19 protein-coding genes and 3 rRNA genes are annotated in these 24355 nt (G+C 67.9%); 3 read left to right on the forward strand and 19 right to left on the reverse strand.

Annotation, left to right across the window (positions count from 1 at the left end):
* Window positions 1–123 precede the first annotated feature (123 nt).
* The 12 genes from rrf to argC all read right to left on the reverse strand — a co-directional run bounded on the left by rrf (window position 124) and on the right by argC (window position 15138).
* A 5S ribosomal RNA gene (gene rrf, locus REH65_RS06565) occupies window positions 124–240 on the reverse strand.
* Window positions 241–366: 126 nt separating this feature from the next.
* Window positions 367–3443, reverse strand: a 23S ribosomal RNA gene (locus REH65_RS06570).
* 218 nt (window positions 3444–3661) lie between these two features.
* Window positions 3662–5184, reverse strand: a 16S ribosomal RNA gene (locus REH65_RS06575).
* The 16S, 23S and 5S rRNA genes sit together here, the layout of an rRNA operon.
* 622 nt (window positions 5185–5806) lie before the next feature.
* A complete protein-coding gene (gene tyrS / locus REH65_RS06580) occupies window positions 5807–7081 on the reverse strand; it encodes a tyrosine--tRNA ligase (protein ID WP_406691719.1) in 1275 nt (424 codons plus the stop codon).
* Window positions 7082–7114: 33 nt separating this feature from the next.
* Complete coding sequence (locus tag REH65_RS06585) at window positions 7115–7729, reverse strand: DNA-3-methyladenine glycosylase (protein WP_406693102.1); 615 nt, start codon at window positions 7727–7729, stop codon at window positions 7115–7117.
* Between the two features lie 43 nt (window positions 7730–7772).
* Window positions 7773–9194, reverse strand: a complete 1422-nt coding sequence (gene argH, locus REH65_RS06590; protein WP_281455964.1) for an argininosuccinate lyase — start codon at window positions 9192–9194, stop codon at window positions 7773–7775.
* A 139-nt stretch (window positions 9195–9333) separates the two neighbouring features.
* Window positions 9334–9837: an arginine repressor gene (locus REH65_RS06595; protein WP_406691720.1), complete on the reverse strand. Its 504-nt coding sequence runs from the start codon at window positions 9835–9837 to the stop codon at window positions 9334–9336.
* Complete coding sequence (gene argF / locus REH65_RS06600) at window positions 9834–10757, reverse strand: ornithine carbamoyltransferase (protein WP_281455966.1); 924 nt, start codon at window positions 10755–10757, stop codon at window positions 9834–9836. Before argF ends, REH65_RS06595 begins: the two co-directional genes overlap by 4 nt.
* The gene (locus tag REH65_RS06605) at window positions 10757–11944 is read right to left on the reverse strand and encodes an acetylornithine transaminase (RefSeq protein WP_406691721.1); all 1188 of its coding nucleotides are present in this window, start codon (window positions 11942–11944) and stop codon (window positions 10757–10759) included. The genes argF and REH65_RS06605 overlap by 1 nt, the downstream gene beginning before the upstream one ends.
* A 71-nt stretch (window positions 11945–12015) precedes the next feature.
* Window positions 12016–12924, reverse strand: coding sequence for an acetylglutamate kinase (gene argB, locus REH65_RS06610; RefSeq protein WP_281455968.1), 909 nt, complete (start codon window positions 12922–12924; stop codon window positions 12016–12018).
* Window positions 12921–14081 carry a bifunctional glutamate N-acetyltransferase/amino-acid acetyltransferase ArgJ gene (argJ, locus tag REH65_RS06615; protein WP_406691722.1) on the reverse strand — a complete coding sequence of 387 codons (1161 nt, stop codon included), beginning with the start codon at window positions 14079–14081 and terminating at the stop codon, window positions 12921–12923. Before argJ ends, argB begins: the two co-directional genes overlap by 4 nt.
* A gap of 28 nt (window positions 14082–14109) precedes the next feature.
* The gene (argC, locus tag REH65_RS06620) at window positions 14110–15138 is read right to left on the reverse strand and encodes an N-acetyl-gamma-glutamyl-phosphate reductase (protein ID WP_406691723.1); all 1029 of its coding nucleotides are present in this window, start codon (window positions 15136–15138) and stop codon (window positions 14110–14112) included.
* A gap of 205 nt (window positions 15139–15343) precedes the next feature.
* Between argC and REH65_RS06625 the strand changes: the two genes are divergently transcribed.
* Together REH65_RS06625 and REH65_RS06630 are read left to right on the forward strand one after the other, a co-directional pair.
* Window positions 15344–16027, forward strand: a complete 684-nt coding sequence (locus REH65_RS06625; protein ID WP_406691724.1) for a DNA alkylation repair protein — start codon at window positions 15344–15346, stop codon at window positions 16025–16027.
* Between the two features lie 192 nt (window positions 16028–16219).
* Window positions 16220–16816 (forward strand): GNAT family N-acetyltransferase, encoded by a 597-nt coding sequence (locus REH65_RS06630; protein WP_406691725.1) that lies wholly within the window; start codon window positions 16220–16222, stop codon window positions 16814–16816.
* A gap of 96 nt (window positions 16817–16912) precedes the next feature.
* Here the strand turns inward: REH65_RS06630 and pheT are convergent, their stop codons facing one another.
* The 6 genes from pheT to infC form a co-directional block, all read right to left on the reverse strand.
* Entirely contained in the window at window positions 16913–19405 is a 2493-nt protein-coding gene (gene pheT, locus REH65_RS06635; protein ID WP_406691726.1) for a phenylalanine--tRNA ligase subunit beta, read from the reverse strand.
* A 133-nt stretch (window positions 19406–19538) separates the two neighbouring features.
* Window positions 19539–20600, reverse strand: a complete 1062-nt coding sequence (gene pheS, locus REH65_RS06640; protein WP_406691727.1) for a phenylalanine--tRNA ligase subunit alpha — start codon at window positions 20598–20600, stop codon at window positions 19539–19541.
* Window positions 20601–20784: 184 nt separating this feature from the next.
* Window positions 20785–21624, reverse strand: coding sequence for a TrmH family RNA methyltransferase (locus REH65_RS06645; protein ID WP_406693103.1), 840 nt, complete (start codon window positions 21622–21624; stop codon window positions 20785–20787).
* Entirely contained in the window at window positions 21624–21992 is a 369-nt protein-coding gene (gene rplT, locus REH65_RS06650; protein ID WP_093415812.1) for a 50S ribosomal protein L20, read from the reverse strand. The genes REH65_RS06645 and rplT overlap by 1 nt, the downstream gene beginning before the upstream one ends.
* Before the next feature lie 109 nt (window positions 21993–22101).
* Window positions 22102–22296, reverse strand: a complete 195-nt coding sequence (gene rpmI, locus REH65_RS06655) for a 50S ribosomal protein L35 (protein WP_093415814.1) — start codon at window positions 22294–22296, stop codon at window positions 22102–22104.
* A gap of 86 nt (window positions 22297–22382) precedes the next feature.
* Window positions 22383–22958 carry a translation initiation factor IF-3 gene (infC, locus tag REH65_RS06660; RefSeq protein WP_281455975.1) on the reverse strand — a complete coding sequence of 192 codons (576 nt, stop codon included), beginning with the start codon at window positions 22956–22958 and terminating at the stop codon, window positions 22383–22385.
* 365 nt (window positions 22959–23323) lie between these two features.
* Here infC and REH65_RS06665 point away from each other — a divergent pair, with 365 nt between their 5' ends.
* Window positions 23324–23608 (forward strand): DUF1844 domain-containing protein, encoded by a 285-nt coding sequence (locus tag REH65_RS06665; protein WP_406693104.1) that lies wholly within the window; start codon window positions 23324–23326, stop codon window positions 23606–23608.
* A 1-nt stretch (window position 23609) separates the two neighbouring features.
* Here the strand turns inward: REH65_RS06665 and REH65_RS06670 are convergent, their stop codons facing one another.
* Complete coding sequence (locus REH65_RS06670) at window positions 23610–24353, reverse strand: IclR family transcriptional regulator (protein ID WP_406691728.1); 744 nt, start codon at window positions 24351–24353, stop codon at window positions 23610–23612.
* Window positions 24354–24355: the final 2 nt, after the last annotated feature.

Here is a 24355-nt window from a genome sequence, read left to right on the forward strand (position 1 = left end):
ACCAAATCGTACAGCTCGCCGACGGGCTCCGAGCTTCCGGGACCACGCGCCGACGGCCGCACGACGAAAAAACGGGGCCGATTGATCCGTGAATGGGATCAATCGGCCCCGTTGTAAGGAATGTGTCGGCGGTGTCTTACTCTCCCACACCCTAGCGAGTGCAGTACCATCAGCGCTGGGGAGCTTAGCTACCGGGTTCGGAATGGGACCGGGCGGACCCTCCCCGCCATCGCCACCGACAACCCTCGTTCCCACGAAACCGCGGGAAAACCATCGGGTGTCAATCAACGTTGACACACATATCCGATTATCAACAACCCATGGGTTGTTGTCTCAGACATCGTATAGTGGGTGCGTAACACCTTCGTGAGCAAGTCCTCGGCCTATCAGCACCGGTCAGCTCCACACATTACTGTGCTTCCACATCCGGCCTGTCAACCCGGTCATCTACCGGGAGCCTTAACCCACAAAGGGGCGGGAGACCTCATCTAGGAACAGGCTTCCCGCTTAGATGCTTTCAGCGGTTATCCCTCCCGAACATAGCCAACCAGCCGTGCCCTTGGCAGAACAACTGGCACACCAGAGGTTCGTCCGTCCCGGTCCTCTCGTACTAGGGACAGCCTTCCGCAAGTCTCCTACGCGCGCGGCGGATAGGGACCGAACTGTCTCACGACGTTCTAAACCCAGCTCGCGTGCCGCTTTAATGGGCGAACAGCCCAACCCTTGGGACCAACTCCAGCCCCAGGATGCGACGAGCCGACATCGAGGTGCCAAACCATGCCGTCGATATGGACTCTTGGGCAAGATCAGCCTGTTATCCCCGGGGTACCTTTTATCCGTTGAGCGACACCGCTTCCACCAGCCAGTGCCGGATCACTAGTCCCTGCTTTCGCACCTGCTCGACCCGTCAGTCTCACAGTCAAGCTCCCTTATACACTTACACTCAACACCTGATTGCCAACCAGGCTGAGGGAACCTTTGGGCGCCTCCGTTACCCTTTAGGAGGCAACCGCCCCAGTTAAACTACCCACCAGGCACTGTCCCCGATCCGGATCACGGACCCGAGTTAGATGCCCGGAACGACCAGAGTGGTATTTCACCAACGACTCCACCACCACTAGCGTGATAGCTTCACAGTCTCCCACCTATCCTACACAAGCCGAACCAAACACCAATACCAAGCTATAGTAAAGGTCCCGGGGTCTTTCCGTCCTGCCGCGCGAAACGAGCATCTTTACTCGTACTGCAATTTCACCGGGCCTGTGGTCGAGACAGCGGAGAAGTCGTTACGCCATTCGTGCAGGTCGGAACTTACCCGACAAGGAATTTCGCTACCTTAGGATGGTTATAGTTACCACCGCCGTTTACTGGCGCTTAAATTCTCCGCTACACCCCAAAGGGCTTTACGGGTCCTCTTAACGTTCCAGCACCGGGCAGGCGTCAGTCCATATACATCGCCTTACAGCTTCGCATGGACCTGTGTTTTTAGTAAACAGTCGCTTCTCCCTGGCCTCTGCGACCACCACCAGCTCCCACCGCAAAGGGCGTTCACCAGCAGTGGCCCCCCTTCTCCCAAAGTTACGGGGGCAATTTGCCGAATTCCTTAACCACAGTTCACCCGACCGCCTCGGTATTCTCTACCTGACCACCTGTGTCGGTTTCGGGTACGGGCCGTGCACACACTCGCTAGAGGCTTTTCTCGGCAGCATGGGATCACTCACATCACCACAACGGCTACGCATCACCCCTCACCCACAAGGCATGCGGATTTACCTACACACCGGGCTACAGGCTTACACCAGTACAACCACTCACTGGCAGAGCTACCCTCCTGCGTCACCCCATCACTTGACTACCGCAGAATCAGGTCCCATGCACTCAATGCTTCACCCGAAGGATCCACACATCGCGGATGGTTAGTCTCAACCGTTTCATCATGGGCGCATATGCACGGGTACGGGAATATCAACCCGTTATCCATCGACTACGCCTGTCGGCCTCGCCTTAGGCCCCGACTCACCCTGGGCGGACGAACCTTCCCCAGGAACCCTTGGTCATCCGGCGGAAGAGATTCTCACTCTTCACTCGCTACTCATGCCTGCATTCTCACTCCCACACAATCCACACCACGCTTCCGCGGACGCTTCACCTCGTGCAGGACGCTCCCCTACCCAACCCAGAAAAATCTGGATTGGCATGGCTTCGGCGGTGCGCTTCAGCCCCGCTACATTGTCGGCGCAGGACCACTTGACCAGTGAGCTATTACGCACTCTTTCAAGGATGGCTGCTTCTAAGCCAACCTCCTGGTTGTCTAAGCGATCCCACATCCTTTCCCACTAAGCGCACACTTGGGGGCCTTAGCCGATGCTCTGGGCTGTTTCCCTCTCGACGACGAAGCTTCTCCCCCGCCGTCTCACTGCCACACTCAACTCAGGCGTATTCGGAGTTTGGCTGATCTCAGTAACCCGTGAAGGCCCATCAACCAACCAGTGCTCTACCCCACCCAAGCAACATGCGACGCTGCACCTAAATGCATTTCGGGGAGAACCAGCTATCACGGAGTTTGATTGGCCTTTCACCCCTACCCACAGCTCATCCCCCAGGTTTTCAACCCTGGTGGGTTCGGGCCTCCACACGGTCTTACCCGCGCTTCACCCTGGCCATGGGTAGATCACCCCGCTTCGGGTCTACACCACGCGACTAGAACGCCCTATTCAGACTCGCTTTCGCTCCGGCTACCCCACAACCAGGTTAACCTCGCCACGCAGCAGTAACTCGCAGGCTCATTCTTCAAAAGGCACGCCATCACCCCTGCAAAGGAGGCTCTGACGGATTGCAGGCACATGGTTTCAGGAACTATTTCACTCCCCTCCCGGGGTACTTTTCACCATTCCCTCACGGTACTATCCACTATCGGTCACCAGGAAGTATTTAGGCTTAGCGAGTGGTCCCGCCAGATTCACAGCACCCTCCACGAAAGCGCTGCTACTCGGGAACACCACCACACGCACAACAATGACTTTCGCCTACCGGACTCTCACCGTCTACGGTCAGGTTTCCCAACCTATTCAACTAGCCATCATCGCCACGCTGGCGGACTGGTAGATCCGCCCAACAGTGTCCCACAACCCCGCACACGCAACCCCTACCAGGTATCCCACGCGCACGGTTTAGCCTCTTCCGCTTTCGCTCGCCACTACTCACGGAATCACCAGTGTTTTCTCTTCCTACGGGTACTAAGATGTTTCACTTCCCCGCGTTCCCCCTCACACCCTATATATTCAGGCATGAGTAACCCGACATCACTCGGGCTGGGTTACCCCATTCGGACACCCTCGGATCACAGCTCGTTTGACAACTCCCCGAGGACTATCGCGGCCTACCACGTCCTTCATCGGCCCCTGGTACCAAGGCATCCACCATGTGCCCTAAAAAACTTGGCCACAAAGATGCTCGCACCCACTATACAATTCTCAAACAACAACCCGAGAAACAACACACACTCACAACGAGCGCAGTGTGCTCTCTCAGATACCCAACAGTGAACCGTTTCGCTAAACGTTAGTGTGTTCCACAATCCATCGAGCACCCAAGCAATGCCACGTGCGGACATTCAACTCGGACACTCCCAGCACGAAAACTGGGGTGTATTGCTCCTTAGAAAGGAGGTGATCCAGCCGCACCTTCCGGTACGGCTACCTTGTTACGACTTCGTCCCAATCGCCAGTCCCACCTTCGACCACTCCCTCCCACAAGGGGTTAGGCCATGGGCTTCGGGTGTTACCGACTTTCATGACGTGACGGGCGGTGTGTACAAGGCCCGGGAACGTATTCACCGCAGCAATGCTGATCTGCGATTACTAGCGACTCCGACTTCACGGGGTCGAGTTGCAGACCCCGATCCGAACTGAGACCGGCTTTAAGGGATTCGCTCCACCTCACAGTATCGCAACCCTCTGTACCGGCCATTGTAGCATGTGTGAAGCCCTGGGCATAAGGGGCATGATGACTTGACGTCATCCCCACCTTCCTCCGAGTTGACCCCGGCAGTCCCCTACGAGTCCCCGCCATCACGCGCTGGCAACATAGGGCAAGGGTTGCGCTCGTTGCGGGACTTAACCCAACATCTCACGACACGAGCTGACGACAGCCATGCACCACCTGTACACCAACCACAAGGGAAACCCCATCTCTGAGGCTGTCTAGTGCATGTCAAACCCAGGTAAGGTTCTTCGCGTTGCATCGAATTAATCCACATGCTCCGCCGCTTGTGCGGGCCCCCGTCAATTCCTTTGAGTTTTAGCCTTGCGGCCGTACTCCCCAGGCGGGGCGCTTAATGCGTTAGCTACGGCACGGAAACGGTGGAACCCATCCCCACACCTAGCGCCCAACGTTTACGGCATGGACTACCAGGGTATCTAATCCTGTTCGCTCCCCATGCTTTCGCTCCTCAGCGTCAGTATCGGCCCAGAGACCCGCCTTCGCCACCGGTGTTCCTCCTGATATCTGCGCATTTCACCGCTACACCAGGAATTCCAGTCTCCCCTGCCGAACTCAAGTCTGCCCGTATCGACCGCACGCCCACAGTTAAGCTGCAGGTTTTCACGGCCGACGCGACAAACCGCCTACGAGCTCTTTACGCCCAATAAATCCGGACAACGCTCGCACCCTACGTATTACCGCGGCTGCTGGCACGTAGTTAGCCGGTGCTTCTTCTACAGGTACCGTCACTCGCGCTTCGTCCCTGTCGAAAGAGGTTTACAACCCGAAGGCCGTCATCCCCCACGCGGCGTTGCTGCGTCAGGCTTTCGCCCATTGCGCAAGATTCCCCACTGCTGCCTCCCGTAGGAGTCTGGGCCGTGTCTCAGTCCCAGTGTGGCCGGTCACCCTCTCAGGCCGGCTACCCGTCGTCGCCTTGGTAGGCCACTACCCCACCAACAAGCTGATAGGCCGCGGGCTCATCCTGCACCGCCGGAACTTTCCACACGCACACCATGCGGTGACGTGTCGTATCCGGTATTAGACCTCGTTTCCAAGGCTTATCCCAGAGTGCAGGGCAGATTACCCACGTGTTACTCACCCGTTCGCCACTAATCCACCACCGAAGCGGCTTCATCGTTCGACTTGCATGTGTTAAGCACGCCGCCAGCGTTCGTCCTGAGCCAGGATCAAACTCTCCAACAATGCCTTGTTGAAACAATCCCAGCACACACTCAACAACCACAAAGGTCGGAGCGTGATACTCAAAGAAACCACCAACCACCAGCACGATCACTCGCACCAGTTGGTTAGGGGCATAAAAGAACACTAACCAAAACAGTCCACTGTTGAGTTCTCAAAGAACACACCCACACCATCGCCACAAGCCATCAGGCCCGCGCACTCCGGGGAGTCATTTCTTTTAGTTCGCGCTTTCGCTGCAGTGAAGACTAGCAGGTCGATTTTTCGGTCTCACCGGGGGGTATCCCTTATCCGATGGCCGCCGAAATCTCGGCTCACTATTCTGCCCGGCAGCGTACCAAGCGCCATTTTCAATCAAATTCTGGGTGGAAAACCGCGTCCACGTCCGCGAGCAGCGAAGCTCGCCTCTGCTTTTCTTGGTTTCCCGTTCGGGGCGCCCACTCTACCATCCGGAGACAGGAGCTTGGTTCGCAACCCCGCGTCAGGCCCGGCCCGGTGTTCCCAGTCCGTGTCGCGCTGACTTGGAATAAGTTACACGACCCCTTCTCGGGGCCGTGAACCGGGGGTCCCTTAAGCCGAAACGGGGCGCGAAACCGCAGGTCAGCGCCCCGTTGCCCGGTCCCCGTCAGCTCAGGACCCGAGCACCCGCCGTGTTGCGCTTGCCCCGGCGGACGACGAGCCAGCGACCGTGCAGCAGGTCCTCGCGGCTCGGTGCCCACTCCTCGTCGGAGATCTTGGCGTTGTTGACGTAGGCGCCGCCCTCCTTGATGGTGCGGCGGGCGGCTCCCTTGCCGTTGACCAAGCCGGTCTCGACGAGCAGGTCGACGATCGTCGGCCGGTCCGCCAGGCGCAGTTCCGCGTTCGGCACGGCCGCCATCACCGAATCCAGCGTCGTCTCGTCGAGGTCGGCGAGCTCACCCCGGCCGAACAAGGCCTGGCTGGCCGCGGTCACCTTGCGGGTCTGGTCCTCGCCGTGCACGAGCGTCGTCAGCTCCTCGGCGAGGCGCTTCTGCCCGGCGCGCAGCTGCGGGCGCTCGGCCGTGGTCTTCTCCAGCTCCTCGATCTCCTCCCGGTCGAGGAAGGTGAACAGGCGCAGGTAGTGCGGCACGTCGGCGTCGGCGGCGTTGACGAAGTACTGGTACCAGGCGTACGGCGAGGTCAGCGTCGGGTCGAGCCAGACGTTGCCGCCACCCGTGGACTTGCCGAACTTGCGGCCCTCGGCGTCGGTGACCAGCGGCGTGGTCAGGGCGTGCACGGTCGAACCGTCGACCTTGCGGACGTAGTCGACGCCCCCGATGATGTTGCCCCACTGATCGGACCCGCCGATCTGCAGCTTCGTCCCGTACTTGCGGTGCAGCTGCAGGTAGTCGTACGACTGCAGCAGCATGTAGCTGAACTCGGTGTAGGAGATCCCATCACCGGCGAGCCGGCGCTTCACGGTCTCCCGGCCGACCATCGTGTTGATCGAGAAGTGCTTGCCGACGTCGCGCAGGAAGTCCAGCGCCGTGACACCGTCGAACCAGTTCAGGTTGTTCTCCGCGATCGCGCCCGTGGGCGAGTCGTCGAAGTCCACGAACTTCTCGAGCTGGGTGCCCAGCGACCGCAGCCGCTCCTCGATGACCTCCCGGGTCGCCAACGTCCGCTCACCCACGTCGCGGGGGTCGCCGATCTGACCGGTGGCGCCGCCCGCGAGCACGATCGGCCGGTGTCCCGCGCGCTGGAAGCGCGCGAGCGTGAGCAGCTGCACGAGGTGGCCCGCGTGCAGGCTCGACGCCGTCGGGTCGAAGCCGGCGTAGAGAGTGAGCGGGCCGGTGTCGAGGTCTCGGCGCAGCGCGTCGAGGTCGGTGGATTGCGCGATCAGTCCGCGCCAGGCCAGCTCGTCAAGGATGTGCTCACTCACGGGGTTCAGTTTCGCTCATCCCCGCAACCGGGTTTACGCCCGGGCTCGGATGCGGCGCCGCCCGCCCCGCCGGTAGGCGCTGACGGCCTCCGAACCGTCGACCCAGGACCGCCACGGCATGTCCATCGCAGCCGCCACCCCCACGCGGGGACCGGTGCGGATGTCGTCCTCAGCGACCTGGGCGCCGTCGTAGAGGCGCACCGGGGAATCCGGGTCGGTCAGGTCGATGCCGTTGTGCTCGCGGGTGATGCCCAGGGCCCCCGCGAGCCGCGCCGGGCCGCTGGCCAGCTGGACGTCCTTGCGGACGGCCGGCCTGCGGCTTCGGGCCAGATCGCGGCCGGTGGTGATCTCCCCGGCGCGCAGCAGCACCGCCCCGGGGACACCGTCGGTCAAGCTCACCACGTTGATGCAGAAGTGCATCCCGTAGACAAAGTAGACGTAGAGGTGTCCCGCGGGGCCGAACATGACCGAGTTGCGCTCGGTCCGGCCGCGGTAGCAGTGCGACGCGGGATCGTCGGTTCCCCGGTAGGCCTCCACCTCGACCAGGCGGACGCCGACCTCGCCCTCCGGGCTGCTGGACCGCAGCTCGCAGCCCAGCAGCCGCCGCGCGACCCACAGCGGGTCGCGGGCCAGCTCCTCGCGCGTCATCAGGTCCACGCTCAGCACCCTACCGGGAGAACCGAGATCTCGATCAATCCGCGAGCCATCCGCGGTGCTCGTCGGCGGCGGCGACGACCTGCTTGCGCTGCTCGTCAACGCGGGCGGGAGCGGTCCCGCCGTGCGAGTCGCGGGACTCGATGGACCCGGCGACCGTCAGCACCTCGCGGACCTGCGGCGTCAGCGACGGGTGAGCGGCGGCCAGCTCCTCGTCGGTGAGATCGTCCAGCCCCACGCCGCGCGCCTCGGCGGTGCGCACGCACTCGCCCGACGCCTCGTGCGCCACCCGGAACGGCACGCCCTGGCGCACCAGCCACTCGGCGATGTCGGTGGCGAGGGTGAACCCGGCGGGGGCGAGCTCGGCCATCCGCTCGGTGTGGAAGGTGAGGGTCCCGAGCATGCCGCTCATCGCGGGGAGCAGGAGGTCGAGCTGCTCGACGGAGTCGATGACCGGTTCCTTGTCCTCTTGCAGGTCCCGGTTGTAGGCCAGCGGGAGCGCCTTGAGGGTGCTCAGCAGGCCGGAGAGGTTGCCGATGAGCCGGCCGGACTTGCCGCGGGCGAGTTCGGCGACGTCGGGGTTCTTCTTCTGCGGCATGATCGAGCTGCCGGTGGCCCAGGCGTCGTCGAGGGTGATGTAGCCGAACTCGGCGGTGTTCCAGATGATCACCTCTTCGGCGATCCGGGAGAGGTTGACGCCGAGCATGGCCAGGCAGAACGCGGCCTCGGCGGCGAAGTCGCGAGCGGCGGTGCCGTCGATGGAGTTGTCGGTGGCGCCCCGGAATCCCAGTTCGGCGGCGATGGCCTGCGGGTCCAGGCTCAGCGAGGAGCCCGCCAGCGCGCCGGAGCCGTAGGGCGAGTAGGCGGTGCGGGCGTCCCAGTCGCGGATCCGGGAGACGTCGCGCAGCAGTGCCTGGCAGTGCGCCAGCAGGTGGTGGCCGAGCAGCACCGGCTGGGCGTGCTGCAGGTGGGTGCGGCCGGGCAGCACCGCGTCCGGGTGCGCGGCGGCCTGGGCGACCAGCGCGTCGACGACGTCGAGGACACCGGCGGCCACGCGGCGACTGGCGTCGCGCAGCCACATCCGGAACAGGGTGGCGACCTGGTCGTTGCGGGAACGACCGGCGCGCAGCTTGCCGCCGAGGTCGGCGCCGACGCGTTCGAGGAGTCCGCGTTCGAGGGCGGTGTGCACGTCCTCGTCGTCGATGACCGGCGTGAAGGCACCGGATTCGACGTCGGCGGCGAGGGTGTCGAGCCCGGCGAGCATCGCGTCGAGCTCGTCGGCGGTCAGCAGCCCGGCCTGGTGCAGGACGCGGGCGTGGGCGCGCGATCCGGCGATGTCGTAGGGCGCCAGTCGCCAGTCGAAGTGCGTCGACAGGCTCAGCGCGGCCATCGCCTCGGCGGGGCCGGAGGCGAAGCGGCCGCCCCAGAGCTTGGTGGACTCACTGCCTTGCTGCGTCACGTTCGGTTCCTCGGTGCTCTCTCGGTAGGTGGTCGGGACAGTTTTAGCCAGAACTGTCCATGATCGATGTCCGTTATGTCCGGTCAATTATGGCTAAAACCGTCAGCTGCCAACGGACGTTGTCACGGTGCCCAGGAGTTCAGCCCTCATCCTCGTGGTCCGCCTCGCCGGCCGCCATCGCGGTGAAGCGGTCGGCGAGCTCGTGGCCCGTGAGCGGCTCGCGGGCCACGATCATGACCGTGTCGTCGCCCGCTATGGAACCCACGACCTCGTGCAGGGCGGCGCGGTCGATGGCGCTGGCCAGGAACTGCGCCGCACCGGGCGGGGTGCGCAGGACCGTGAGGTTGCCCGCCCCGTCGGCACCGGCGAGCAGCTCGCCGAGCAGCCGGCTCAGGCGGGAGGTTCCGCCCTGGACGCCCCGGACCGGGCTGCCGTCCTCGGGGATGACGTAGACGGCCGCCCCGCCGTCCGGGCCGCGCAGCTTCACCGCACCGAGCTCGTCGAGGTCCCTGGACAGCGTGGCCTGGGTGACCTCGATGCCGGCGTCGCCGAGCAGCTTGGCCAGTTCGGTCTGGCTGCGGATGTCCATCGAGGACACGAGTTCGACGATGCGCGCCTGCCGCGCGACCCGGGTCGTGCTCATGATCGTCGCACCAGCCAGGCCAGCAGGGCCTTCTGCGCGTGCAGCCGGTTCTCGGCCTCGTCGAACACCGCGCTGGCGGGGCCGTCGATCACCTCGTCGGTGATCTCCAGGCCGCGATGCGCGGGCAGGCAGTGCAGGACACTGGTGTCGGCCTTGCCGGTGGCGGCCAGCAGCTCGGCGTTGACCTGGTACGGCCGGAACGGGCTGACCCGGTCCTTGCCGTCGTTCTCCTGCCCCATCGACGTCCACGCGTCGGTGACCAGCACGTCGGCGCCCTCGACGGAGCCCTGCGGTGTGTTGTGCAGCTCGACGGAACCGCCGGTCTCGGCCGCGCGCTCGCGGGCGGCTTCCAGCACCCACTCGGCGGGCCGGAAGCCCTCGGGTGCGCCGATGCGCACGTGCATGCCCGCGGTGGCACCGCCGACCAGCAGCGAGTGGGCCATGTTGTTGGCGCCGTCGCCGAGGTAGGTCAGGGTCAGCCCGGCGAGCTTGCCGTGCCGCTCGCGGATGGTCTGCAGGTCGGCGAGGACCTGGCAGGGGTGGAACTCGTCGGTGAGCGCGTTGATCACCGGTCCGCGCGAGACCGAGGCCATCGCGTCGATGCGCGCCTGGGCGAAGGTCCGCCACACCACGGCGTCGACGTAGCGGGACAGCACCCGCGAGGTGTCCTCGATGGTCTCCTCGCGGCCGAGCTGCATCATCCGCCCGTCGACCACGATCGGCTGTCCGCCGAGCTGGTGAATGCCGACCTCGAAGGACAGCCGGGTGCGGGTGGAGTTCTTCTCGAAGAGCACCGCGATGGACTTGCCCTGGAGCACGTCGGACCCGAGCGGATCCGCCTTGAGCTCGTCGGCGAGGTCGAGGACCTCGGCCTGCTCGTCGGGCGTGAGGTCGTCGTCGCGGAGGAAGTGCCGGGACATCAGTTCTCCTTGCCAGCGGAAAGCAGTTCGGGGAGGTCGGTGAGCAGCCGCTGCACCTGCTCACCGCTGACCACCAGTGGCGGGCACAGCCGGATGGCGTCCGGCTGAATCGGGTTGACCAGGTATCCGCGCTCCTGCGCGGCGGCGGCGACCTTGGCGGCGACGGGCTCGGTGAGGCCGATCGCGATCAGCAGCCCGGCGCCGCGGACCTCGCGGACCAGCGGGTGGCCGAGTCCCTGCACACCGGTGACGAGCTCCTTGCCGACCCGCTCGACGTGATCGAGCAACCCATCGGCCGCGATGGTGTCGAGCACCGCCAGCGCCGCCGCGCACACGATCGGGTTACCGCCGAAGGTCGTGCCGTGCTGACCGGGGTGCAGCAGGTCGGCCGCGGCCCCGATGCCGATGCAGGCGCCGATCGGCAGACCGCCGCCGAGGCCCTTGGCCAGGGTGATCACGTCCGGCGTGACGCCCTCGCGCTGGAAGGCGAACCACGAGCCGGTGCGGCCGATGCCGGTCTGCACCTCGTCGACGACCAGCAGCGCGCCGTTGCGCGAGGCGATCTCGCGCGCGGCCCGCAGGTACCCCTCGGGCGGGACGACGACGCCGTTCTCGCCCTGGATCGGTTCCAGGAACACCGCTGCGGTGTTGTCGTCCACTTCGGACTCCAGCGCGGCCACGTCGCCGTAGGGCACGTGCACGACGCCGGCCGGCATCGGCGCGAACGGTTCCTGCTTGGCGGGCTGGCCGGTGAGCGCGAGCGCGCCCATGGTCCGGCCGTGGAACCCGCCGCGGGTGGAGACGATCTTCGGGCGGTCGGTGAGCCGGGCGATCTTGAACGCGGCCTCGTTGGCCTCGGCGCCGGAGTTGCAGAACAGCACGCGCCCCTGGCCGGTCACCCCGGCCAGCTCCAGCAGCCGCTCGGCCAGCGTCAGGCCGAGCTCGTGCACGTAGAGGTTCGAGACGTGCCCGAGCTTCGCGACCTGGTCGGACACCGCCCGCACGATGGCCGGGTGGGCGTGCCCGAGGGCGTTGACGGCGATGCCGCTGACGAAGTCCAGGTAGGTCTTGCCGTCGGCGTCGGTCAGCTCGGCACCGGAGCCGCTGACGAAGGTCAGCTTCGGGGTGCCGTAGTTGTCCATCATGGACGCCTGCCAGCGCTGCATCCCGGTTGCGTTGGTGGTCATGCGTCCTCCGTGTTCATGCGGGACACCCGCACCCGGTCGGCCGACATGAGCGTGCGGCGCGGAATTGTCACTCATGCGTCCTCCGATTCGACCGGGAACACCATCGTTCCCACTCCTGCACTGGTGAAGACTTCGAGCAGCACGGAGTGCGCCAGCCGCCCGTCGATGACGTGGGCGCGCGGCACTCCCCCGCGCACGGCCCGCAGGCAGGCCTCCATCTTGGGCACCATCCCGGAGGCGAGCTTCGGCAACATCTCGGCGAGCTGGTCCACGTCGAGCCGGTCGACCAGCGACGACTTGTCCGGCCAGTCGGTGTAGAGGCCCTCGACGTCGGTGAGCACGACGAGCTTCTCCGCGCCGAGCGCGACCGCCAGCGCCCCGGCGGCGGTGTCGGCGTTGACGTTGTGCACGACGCCGTCGACGTCGGGCGCGACGGTGGAGACCACCGGGATGCGACCGGCGTTGATCAGGTCGAGCACGGCGTCGGCGTTGACGTCGACGACGTCACCGACCAGGCCGACGTCGACCGCTTCGCCGTCCACGGTGGCGGTGCGGCGGGCGGCGGTGAACAACCGGGCGTCCTCGCCGGACATGCCGACGGCGTAGGGCCCGTTCTGGTTGATCAGACCGACGAGCTCGCGCCCGACCTGCCCGACCAGCACCATCCGGACCACGTCCATCGTCTCCGGCGAGGTCACCCGCAGTCCGCCGCGGAACTCGCCCTCCATGCCGAGCCGGTCGAGCATCGAGGTGATCTGGGGTCCGCCGCCGTGCACGACGACGGGCCGCAGGCCCGCGAGCCGCAGGAACACCATGTCCTGGGCGAACGCGGCCTTGAGCTCGTCGTCGATCATGGCGTTGCCGCCGTACTTGATGACGACGGTGGCGCCGTTGAAGCGCTGCAGCCACGGGAGGGCTTCGACGAGGACGCTGGCCTTCTCGGCCGCGGTGGCCAGCCGATCGCTGGTGTCACTGGTCATGAGGAGTACGCGCTGTTCTCTTCGACGTAGTCGTGGGAGAGGTCGGTGGACAGGATCGTGGCGGTGTGCTCGCCGAGGTGCAGGTCGATGACGATCTCGATCTGGCGGCCGGACAGGTCCGCCTCGCTGCGGTCGCGGGCGGTGGCTCCGTCGGCGTAGAGCGAGACGCCGTTGGTGGCGATCTCGACCTTGTCCACGTCGATCTCCGCCTGCGCGCGGCCCAGCGCCATCGCGATCCGGCCCCAGTTCGGGTCGGAGCCGAACATGGCGGTCTTGACCAGGTTGTCCTCGGCGACGACGCGGCCGATGGTGACCGCGTCGGCCTCGCTGACGGCGCCGCGCACGGTGATGTCGATGGTCTTGGTGGCACCCTCGGCGTCGTCCTGCAGCTGGCGCACCAGGTCGTGGCAGACCTCGGTGAGCAGCACCGTGAACTCCTCCTTGGCGACCTCGGTCCCGGAGGCGCCGGAGGCCATGACCAGCACGGTGTCGTTGGTGGAGGTGCCGCCGTCGACGTCGAGCCGGTCGAAGGTGACCCGGGTGGCCGCGCGCAGCGCCTCGTCGAGGTCGGCGCCGCTGATCGCCACGTCGGTGGTGATCACGCTGAGCATGGTCGCCATGTTCGGCGCGAGCATGCCCGCGCCCTTGGCGAACCCGCCGATCGACCAGCCGGCGTCGTGCGCCCGGTGGGCCTGCTTGGCCTTGCTGTCGGTGGTGAGCACCGCGGTGGCGGCGTCCAGGCCGGACTGCTCACCGGCGTCGAGGGCCTGGGCGGCGGTGTCGACGCCGGGCAGCAGCGCGTCCATCGGCAGGCGCTCGCCGATCAGGCCGGTCGAGCAGACCGCGACCTCGATGGCGCCGACGCCCAGGACGTCGGCGACCTTCTCCGCGGTGGCGTGCGTGTCCTGGAACCCGCCGGGGCCGGTGCAGGCGTTGGCGCAGCCGGAGTTGAGCACGATCGCCCGGAGCTTGCGCTCCTGCAGCACCTGCTGGGACCACAGCACCGGCGCCGCTTTGACCTTGTTGGTGGTGAACACCCCGGCCGCGGACTGCTGCGGGCCGTCGTTGACCACGAGTGCGAGATCGCGCGCGCCCGCTGCCTTGATGCCTGCGGCGACCCCCGCCGCCCGGAAACCGGCGGGACCGGTCACGCTCATGTCTTCTCCTCGGTTCTGGTGGCGGGATTCACGGCGCGAGGCCGGCGGTGGGCAGTCCGGTGGTCTCGGGCAGGCCGAGCGCGAGGTTCATGCACTGCACGGCTCCGCCGGCGGTGCCCTTGGTGAGGTTGTCCTCGGCGCCGACCACGACCAGCCGACCCGCGTCGGGGTCGACGGTGACCTGCAGGTGGACGGTGTTGGCGCCCAGCGTCGCGGAGGTCTGCGGCCAGGTGCCCTCGGGCAGCACGTGCACGAACGGCTCGTCGCCGTAGGCGTCGAGGTAGGCCTTGCGGGCCGCGGCGGTGTCGACGTCGCCGCGCAGCGGGGCCGAGCAGCTGGCGAGGATGCCGCGCGCCATCGGCGCGAGGACCGGGGTGAAGGAGACCTTGACCCTCTCCCCCGCCGCGGCGCTGAGGTTCTGGATCATCTCCGGGGTGTGCCGGTGCGCGCCGCCGACGCCGTAGACGCTGGCCGAGCCCATGACCTCGGCCGAGAGCAGGTGGGGCTTGAGCGCGCGGCCCGCTCCGGAGGTTCCGGTGATCGCGGTGATCACGGCGTCGGGCTCCACGAGCCCCGCGGCCAGCGCGGGCACGATGGCCAGCGAGGACACGGTCGGGAAGCAACCCGCCACGGCGACGCGCTTGGCGCCGCGCAGCCGGTCGCGGGCGCCGGGCAGCTCGGGCACGCCGTAGGGCCAGGTGCCGGGGTGGTCGCCGCCGTACCAGCGGGTCCAGTCCTCGGCGTCGTTGAGCCGGTGGTCGGCGCCGCAGTCGACGACCACGACGTCGTCGCCGAGCTCGGCGGCGATGGCCGCGGAGTGGCCGTGCGGCAGCGCGAGGAAGACGACGTCGTGGCCGCGCAGCCGCTCGGCGGTGGTCTCGGTCAGCTCGCGGTCGGCCAGCGGCAGCAGGTTGGGGTGGTGCCGGCCGAGCCTGCTGCCCGCGTTGCCCCCCGCCGTCAGCGCACCGATCTCGACCTCGGGGTGCGTCAGCAGCAGGCGGAGCAGTTCTCCGCCCGCGTAACCGCTGGCACCCGCTACAGCAACCCTCACCGTCATACGGATGATTATGCACGGCCATGCAAAATCAATCAAACGAGTTCGCGCCGGGCCACCATCCTCCCACGTCACACCCTCACCGAACCTGTGATCCGACCCGCCCCGCCGGTGCGCGGCCACCCCGGTCGACCGGATTTCAACGGAAATCAGGTCCCCGACTTCCATTGAAATCGCGATGTCGGGGGCCGGTGGGACGATCCGCGGTGTGAGCGAGAGGTTCCGGGAGGCGGCGCTGCGGTTGCTGCGGGAGCGGGCCGTGGCGGCCGACGCGCCCGGGATGCGGGCCTACATGAAGTCGGAGATGGCGTTCCTGGGCGTTCGGAAACCGGCACGGGTCGGGATCGTCGACGAGCTGTGCGCGCGGTTCCCGTTCGCGACCCAGGAGGAGCTGATCGGCTCCGCGCGGGCGCTGTGGCGGGAGGCGAGCTTCCGGGAGGAGCGCTACGTCGCGCTGTCCGTGACCGGGCACAAGGCTCAGCGGCGCTTCCAAGATCCCGGGATGCTCGGGCTCTACGAGGAGTTCGTGGTCAGCGGGGCCTGGTGGGACTTCGTCGACGAGACCGCGAGCCGGCGCATCGGCCCGCTGCTGCTGAGCCATCCCGACGTCGTGCGCCCGCTGCTGCTGCGCTGGGCGACCGACGACGACCGCTGGCGCCGCCGCACGGCGATCATCGCGCAGCTGCGCGCCAAGGAGCGCACCGACGTCGCGCTGCTGCGCCGGGCGATCGACGCCAACCTCGCCGATCCGGACTTCTTCCTCCGCAAGGCGATCGGCTGGGCGCTGCGCGAGCACGCCAAGACCGACCCCGGATGGGTCCTCGACTTCGCCGAGCACCACGCGCTCTCACCGCTGTCGCGACGCGAAGCGCTCCGGAACATCGGGCATTAGCGGGATTCTCACCGCTCGCGATCATCCGGCACCACTGCCGTCGCGGATTCACCCGCAATAGCGGCATTTCGGGCGTCGTCGTTGACAGGCGGTAACGCCGCGGCCATCCAGGTTTCACACCGCTTGCACGAGGTCACAGCACGTGGACCCCGCTGTGGATTCGGTCCGTCCCGGAAGGCATCATCGAGATCGATGACGATGATCCCGCCGCACCCGAACCTGGGGGCCCGCCACCGCGCGGCGCCGATCACGACGTCGTCCTGGGTCGGTCGGCAGGTGCTGTTACGCCGGGTGGCCGCCGCCGATCGGCGCACCCTCGCCGGTTTCGACCAAGACCCCACCCGCGCCCCGTACGCGCAGACCGACGGCTACCGGCACTGGGCCGCGCACCGCGCGAACCACGTCGACTCCCCCGACGACTTCCAGCTGGCCATCGAGACCCGCCGGGACCAGGTGCTCGTCGGCTCGATGTGCATCAGCAAGGCCGACGATCCCGACGTGTTCAGCTACGGCGTCGGCATCGGCCCGATGCACCGCCGCCACGGCTACGCCGACGACGCGATCATCACGCTGCTGGCCGTCATGTTCGGCCGCCGCCGCTTCCGGCACTGCCAGGTCGGCATCTACCGGGAGAACGTCGCCTCGATCGCGCTGCACACCAAGCTCGGATTCCGCGAGGAAGGCCGCGCCAGCGAACCCGACTCCCTCTCCGACCGCATGCTCCACCTGGTGATCATGGGCATCTCCGCCGAGGGCTTCACCACCCGCCACCTCCCCCGCAACCACTGAGGCCGACAGAGCCCCACCGCGGCCCGCGATCACCGAGGCGAACGAGAAACGGCCCCGCCCGGGAAGTCCTGGGGCGGGGCCGTTCTCGTCGTGCGGTCAGGCGCGGAGGGTGGCTCCGAGTCGGTCGGTCGCGGACTGGACCGCGGCGTCGCGGGCCTCGGTGGCCTCCTCCTGCTTGAGGGTGCGGTCCGGGGCGCGGAAGCGCAGGGCCAGGGCCAGCGACTTCTTGCCCTTCTCCAGCTGCTCGCCCGCGTAGACGTCGAACAGGCGCACGTCCTCCAGCAACTCGCCGCCACCGGCGCGGACCGCGTCGACGACGTCCGAGGCCGCGACCGAGGAGTCGACGACCAGCGCCACGTCCATCAGCACCGGCGGGTAGGCCGAGATGTCCGGGGCGGTGCGGCGCTCCACCAGCGGCAGGGCGTCGAGGTCGAGCTCCATCGCGCTGGTGCGCTTGGGCAGGCCCAGCGCCTCGACGACCTTCGGGTGCAGCTCACCGGCGTGGCCCACGACCGTCTCGCCCACCAGCAGCTCGGCGCAGCGGCCCGGGTGCCACGGGGCGAACTCCGCCTTGCGGACGGTCAGCTCGACACCGGCGGCCGAGGCCACCACGCGAGCCGCCTGGATCGCGTCCGCCCAGTCGGCGGCGCGGCCCTTGCCCCACCAACCGGCCTGCTCGCGCTGACCGGCCAGCACCGTCGCCACCCGCGTGGGCTGGGCGGGCAGAGCCGCCAGCAGCCCGGCGAGCTGCTCGTCGCTGGGACGACCGTCGACACCGACCTCCGGCACCGCGGGCTGGTCCTGCGACGGCTGGCTGACCTGGCCGATGTGGAACAGCGCAACGTCGCGGTGACCGCGGGAGACGTTGCGCTGCAAGGTGTCCAGCAGGCCCGTCAGCAGCGTCGTGGTCAGCTGCGACTTGTCGCTCTCCAGCGCGTTGAGCACCTTCACCGTGCGGCGGCGCTCGTCGTCGGCGTCCAGGCCGAAGGCGTCCAGCGCCTCCTCACCGGTGAACGGGAAGGGCAACACCTCGACGTAACCGGCACCGGCCAGGGCGCGCGAGACCGCGCGCTTGCGGCGCTGGGCGGCCGACAGGCCGTGGCCGGGCGGCGCGGCGGGCAGCACCGACGGGATCGTGTGGTAGCCCTCCAGCCGCAGCACCTCCTCGACCAGGTCGAACGGCTGCGTCAGGTCCGGACGCCAGGACGGCGGGGTCGCGGTGATCAGGCCGACGCCGTCGTCGGAGGTGCTCAGATCGATCTTGCAGCCGATCTGGGACAGCCGGCGCGCGGTCACACCGCGCTCGTAGGAGACACCGGCGACCTTGTCCGGCAGCGCCAGCGGCATCGTCACCGCCGCCGGGGCCCGGACCTCGCCCACATCGGTGCGGCCCGCGGTGAGCTTGCCGTCGCCGTAGCGGATCAGCAGCTGCGCGGCCAGCTCCACGGCCACCGGCGCCACCGCCGGGTCCACCGTGCGCTCGAAGCGCTTGCCCGCCTCGCTGGGCAGCTTGTGGCGGCGGATGGTGCGCGCGACGTTGGCCGGGTCCCAGTTCGCGGCCTCGATGAGCACGTCGTGCGTGCCGTCGCCGATCTCGGTGCTCTCGCCGCCCATGACGCCGGCCAGCGACACCACACCGGAGTCGTCGGCGATCACGATGTCGTCCGGGTCGAGCTCGCGGACCTGACCGTCCAGCGTGGTCAGCTTCTCGCCGCCATCGGCGTGCCGGACCACCAGGTCGCCGGAGACCTTCGAGGCGTCGAAGGCGTGCAGCGGCTGGCCCAGTTCGAGCATCACGTAGTTGGTGACGTCCACCGACAGCGAGATCGAGCGGATGCCCGCCAGCGCGAGCCGGCGCCGCATCCACCACGGGCTCGGCGCGGTCGGGTCCACGTTGGTCACCCGGCGCAGCACGAACCGCGAGCAGGCCTGCGCGTCCTTGATCTGCACGCCGCGCGACGGCTTGTCCTCCTCCGGGACCGGGCGCGCACCCGGGTCGCCGAAGGGCACGTCGAGCGCGTTGGACAGCTCGCGGGCCAGACCGCGCACCGAGAAGCAGTAGCCGCGGTCGGGGGTGATCGCCAGCTCGATGATCGAGTCGTCGAGCCCGACCAGCTCCACCGCGTCGTCACCGGGGTCGGCAGAACCCGACGGCAGCACCAGGATGCCGTCGTGGTCCTCGCCGAGGCCCAGCTCCTTGGCGGAGCAGATCATGCCCTCGCTGAGCTTGCCGTAGGTCTTGCGCGAGCTGATCTCGAACTCGCCGGGCAGCACCGTGCCGGGCAGCGCGACGACCACCAGGTCGCCCTCGGCGAAGTTGCGGGCGCCGCAGATGATGTTCTGCAGCTTCTGCTCGCCGTCCTCGGAGGCGCCGATCTCGACCTTGCAGTACCGGATCGGCTTCTTGAACTCGGTGAGTTCTTCGATCTCGGCGACGCGACCGGCCACGAGCGGGCCGCGCACCTGCGTCAGGTGCTCGACCTCCTCGACCTCCAACCCGATCCGGATGAACGCCTCTGCCAGCGTCTCCGCGGTCGTCCCCTCGGGCAGCTCGAGGTGCTCGGCCAGCCAGGAAACCGGAATCCGCACTTGGTCAGGCCCTTCTCTCGTTCAGGTAAGTGATGTCGGGGACGGTCGTCGTGGGTGTCTTTGAAGCGGCGAAGCCGCTCAGCCCACCCTCGCAGCTTGCACCGCTACGCAGATCGACCATCGGCAGACCTTCTTAAATGCCGTAGGGCAGGGTGAAGCGCACGTCGCCCTCGACCATGTCCCGCATGTCCGGGATGCCGTTGCGGAACATCAGGGTGCGCTCCAGGCCCATGCCGAAGGCGAAACCGGTGTAGACGTCCGGGTCGACGCCGCAGGCGCGCAGCACGTTGGGGTTCACCATGCCGCAGCCGCCCCACTCGACCCAGCCGGCGCCGCCCTTCTTCTCCGGGAACCAGATGTCCATCTCGGCGGACGGCTCGGTGAACGGGAAGTACGACGGGCGCAGCCGGGTCTTGGACTCCGGTCCGAACATCGAGCGGGCGAAGGCGTCCAGGGTGCCCTTGAGGTGCGCCATGGTCAGGCCCTTGTCGACCGCCAGACCCTCGACCTGGTGGAACACCGGGGTGTGGGTGGCGTCGAGCTCGTCGGTGCGGAAGGTGCGGCCCGGGCAGACCACGTACACCGGCAGGTCGCGGTTGAGCAGCGCGCGGACCTGCGACGGCGAGGTGTGCGTGCGCAGCACCAGCCCGGAGTCCTCCGGCGCCACGTAGAAGGTGTCCTGCATGGTGCGCGCCGGGTGGTCCTTGCCGAAGTTCAACGCGTCGAAGTTGAACCACTCGGCTTCCAGCTCGGGGCCCTCGGCGACCTCCCAGCCCATGGCCACGAAGGTGTCCTCGATCTGCTCGGCGAGCTGAGTGATCGGGTGCCGGGCACCGGTGGGCACGCGGTCCCACGGCAGCGTGACGTCGACCGACTCCTCGCGCAGCACGCGCTCGTCGCGCTCGGCCTGCAGCGCTGCGCGACGCTCGTCGAATGCGCCCTGGATGGCTTCGCGGGCCTGGTTGACGCGCTTGCCCGCCTCGGAGCGCGCCTTGGGCGGCAGGGCTCCGATCTCGCGGCGCGCGGTCAGCAGCGGCGAGCGGTCGCCGAGGTGGCCGGGCTTGACGGCGGCCAGCTCGTCCAGGTCCGCTGCGGCGACGAAGGCCTTCTTGGCCTCCTCGACCGCGGCGTCCAGCGTCTCCGGCGACAGCGCGGCGACCTCTTTCGGGTCGTACGAGTCGTTGGCTCCAGACATCGTTAGTGCGTGACTCCCGTTGATCCCGCAGGCATCATCGGCCAGGTCCCTGTTCTGCCAGGTAGCCGGGCCTGCGAACCTGCTGAGGTTGCATACGACTCTTCGGTGCGAAGCCGCAAGCTGACATGGGCGATTCTAAGCGACGGCGTCCACGACGTTGCGCGGTGATCCGCTCCGCCCGAGCTCAGCGGTGCTGGGCACGCGCCGAGGCGTAGAGGCAGACGGCCGCGGCGGTGGCCAGGTTGAGGCTCTCCGCCTGACCGTACAGCGGTACCCGCAGCGTGGTGTCCAGCTGGGCCTTGACCTCGTCGGACAGCCCGTGCGCCTCGCTGCCGAACACCCACGCGGTGGGTTCGGCGAGCTCGCCCGCCCGGTCGGCGGTGTCCAGGTCGCCGGTGGCGTAGCCGTCGGCGCCGACGAGCCGCAGCCCGGCCTCCCGGCACGCCGTCAGCACGGCGGTGACGTCGCGGTCCCGGGCCACCGGCAGGTGGAACAGGCTTCCGGTGGAGGCCCGCACCGCCTTGCCGTTGTAGGCGTCGACGGTGTCCCCGGCGAACAGCACCGCACCGGCCCCCGCGGCGTCGGACACGCGCACCACGGTTCCGGCGTTGCCCGGGTCGGCGATGCCGACCAGCACCGCGACCAGCGCGGGACGCCGCGCCAGGGCGGTCACCGGGTCGGTGCGGGGCAGGTCGCAGACGGCGACCACGCCCTGCGGGGTGACCGTCTCCGACAGCGACGCGGCGGCCTTGTCGGTGACCTCGTGCACCGGCACCCCGGCCAGCACCGCGCGCTCGGCGAGCTCGGCGTGCCGCGGCTGCTCGGTGACGAACAGCTCGCGCACCCGCAGCCGGTCGTCGGCGTGCGCGGTCAGCGCCTCGCCCACGGCCTGGGCGCCCTCGGCGAGGAAGGCGCCGGCCTTCTCGCGGCCCGCGCGGCGGGTGAGCTTACGAGCGACCGCGACCCGGGACGACCGCTCGGTGAGCGGGGTCCCGGGTCGCGGATCGGAAGTGCTTTCGGCGATCAGGCCGCACTCTCCGGCAGGTTCTTGCGCGCCACGTCGACCAGCGCCTCGAAGGCCTGCGGGTCGTTGACGGCGAGCTCCGCCAGGATCTTGCGGTCGACCTCGACCTCGGCGGCCTTCAGGCCCTGCACGAACTTGTTGTAGCTGAGGCCGTGCTGCCGGGTCGCGGCGTTGATGCGGGTGATCCACAGCTTCCGGAACTCGCCCTTGCGGGCGCGGCGGTCCCGGTAGGAGTAGGTCATCGAGTGGAGCATCTGCTCCTTGGCCTTGCGGTACAGGCGCGAGCGCTGACCGCGGTAACCGCGGGCCGACTCGAGAACTGTGCGGCGCTTCTTCTGGGCGTTGACCGCTCGCTTGACGCGTGCCACGGGGTCCGTCCTGTTATCTCATCGGGGGCGGTGGGGTGCCGCCCGGTTCGGGTGGCTGGATGGTGCGATGCCGAGCTGCTCCCTCGCGGGCGCAGCGGGGAAGTCGGCGTCAGCGACCCAGCAGCTTGTTGATGCGCTTGACGTCGGCCTTGGCGACGGCCTCGGTGCCCTCGAGGCGGCGGGTGACGCGGCTGGACTTCTTCTCCAGGATGTGCCGGCGACCGGCCTGCTCGCGCCGCAGCTTGCCCGAACCGGTCACCTTGAAGCGCTTCGAGGTGCCCTTGTGGGTCTTGTTCTTCGGCATCTTCCGTCCTCGTTTCGTACTGGAGCCGGGAGGGGGCGCGGCCAGCGTCCCGACCCGGCCTCACATCACGAGCCCTGGCTCAGCGCTTACGCGTTGGCCTTGGGCTTGGTCTTGTTGGTCTTGTGCGGCGCCAGAACCATGATCATGTTCCGACCGTCCTGCTTCGGGTTCGCCTCGATGAACCCGAGTTCGGACACGTCATCGGCCAGTCGCTGCAACAGGCGGAAGCCCAACTCGGGCCGCGACTGCTCGCGACCGCGGAACATGATCGTCACCTTGACCTTGTGACCCTGACCGAGGAAGCGGGACACGTGGCCCTTCTTCGTCTCGTAGTCGTGCGGGTCGATCTTCGGCCGGAGCTTCTGCTCCTTGATGACGGTCTGCTGCTGGTTGCGACGCGATTCGCGAGCCTTCTGCGCGCTCTCGTACTTGAACTTGCCGTAGTCCATGAGCTTGCAGACCGGCGGGCGCGCCTGCGGGGCGACCTCGACAAGGTCCAGATCCGCTTCCTGGGCCAGGCGCAGGGCGTCCTCGATGCGGACGATCCCGACCTGCTCACCGTTGGGTCCGACCAGGCGGACTTCCGGAACCCGGATGCGGTCATTGATGCGCGTCTCGGAGCTGATGGGGCCTCCTCGGTTCGATGGCTGTGTACTGCACACCACGGCGTGTAGAGCTCACCCCGGAATGCAAAGGTCCCGTCGGCGTTTCCGCATTGCGCGGACACCGCGGGACCCTGACTCCAAACCGATCGAACCGGTATCAGCGATACCGTTCGCACCACCGACACCCCACGGGCGTCGACAGGACCGGAACCCGGCGGCCTCGGCGGCTGCTCGGGTGGGAGCGGGGCTCCACTTTGCCGCCCCCGCCGCAGCGGGGGCTGGTCGTGCGTGTCAGGGTAGCAGGCGTGAGCGAACCGCAGCCAACCACTCCCCCGAACGCCACGACCGGTGCCGGTGAGCCGGCACACGACGCGGATGTCGAGCTCAACGTACGCGACCTCTCGGATGTTCCCAGCGTCGAGGTGCTCAGCCGCGCTGCGGTGATGCTGATGTCCGCGGCGGCGGAGAAGCTCGGGCTCGCCGACGACGACCCCGACGCCGCCCCGCAGCTCGACCTCGACGAGGCGCGCCGCCTGATCACCGGGCTGGCCGGGCTGATCACGGCTTCGGTGGAGTACCTCGGGCCGCACGCCGGCCCGCTGCGCGACGGTCTGCAGTCCCTGCAGCGCGCCTTCCGCGAGGCCTCGACCCACCCCGACGCGCCGGGCCAGGGCCCGGGCGAGAAGTACACGGGCCCCGTCTACTGATCTACTGGCGGCTGCCCAGCTCCCGGGAGATCTCCGCCGCGGTCCGGCGGAGATCCGGGAGCCAGCCGAGCAGGTCCTCCCACGAGAGCAGGACCTTCGGCACCGAGATCGACGTCGCCGCCACCACGTCGCCCCGGTGGTTGCGGACCGGCGCGGCGATGCAGTGGGTGAACTCCTCGTGTTCGCTGCGGTCGGTCGCGTAACCCCGGGTGCGGACCCGTTCGAGCTCCTCCAGGTAGCGGTCCGGTGAGTCGATCGTGCCCCGCGTGAGCTTCGGGTAGCCGATGCGCCGCACCAGCCTCTCCCGCTCCTGCTGCCCCAGCTCCGCGACCAGCGCCTTGCCGACCGCCGTGCAGTGCAGCGGGGCCCGGCGGCCGATCCGCGAGTACATCCGGACCGGGTGGATGCTGTCGACCTTGTCGATGTAGACGACCTGGTCCTCGTCGAGCATCGCCAGGTGGATCGTGTGCCCGGTGCGCTCCCCCAGCCCGGCCAGGAACGGGCGGGCGACCTCGCGCACGTCGAGGTCGTCGAGCGCCTGGTGGGCCAGGGCGAACACGGCGCTGCCGAGCCGGTACCGGTGCGCGTCCTCGCGGCGGACGAAGCGGCCGGATTCCAGCGTGCGCAGCAGGCGCATCGCGGTGGTCTTGTGCACGCCGAGCCGCTGCGCCAGTCCGTCGAGCGTCTGCGGGCCCTCGGCCAGCGCGGTGAGCGCGGCCAGTCCGCGTTCCAGGCTCTGACTCACCG

It is taken from the genome of Saccharopolyspora sp. ID03-671 (assembly GCF_045278815.1).
In the GTDB taxonomy this organism is placed as follows: Bacteria; Actinomycetota; Actinomycetes; order Mycobacteriales; family Pseudonocardiaceae; genus Saccharopolyspora; species Saccharopolyspora ipomoeae.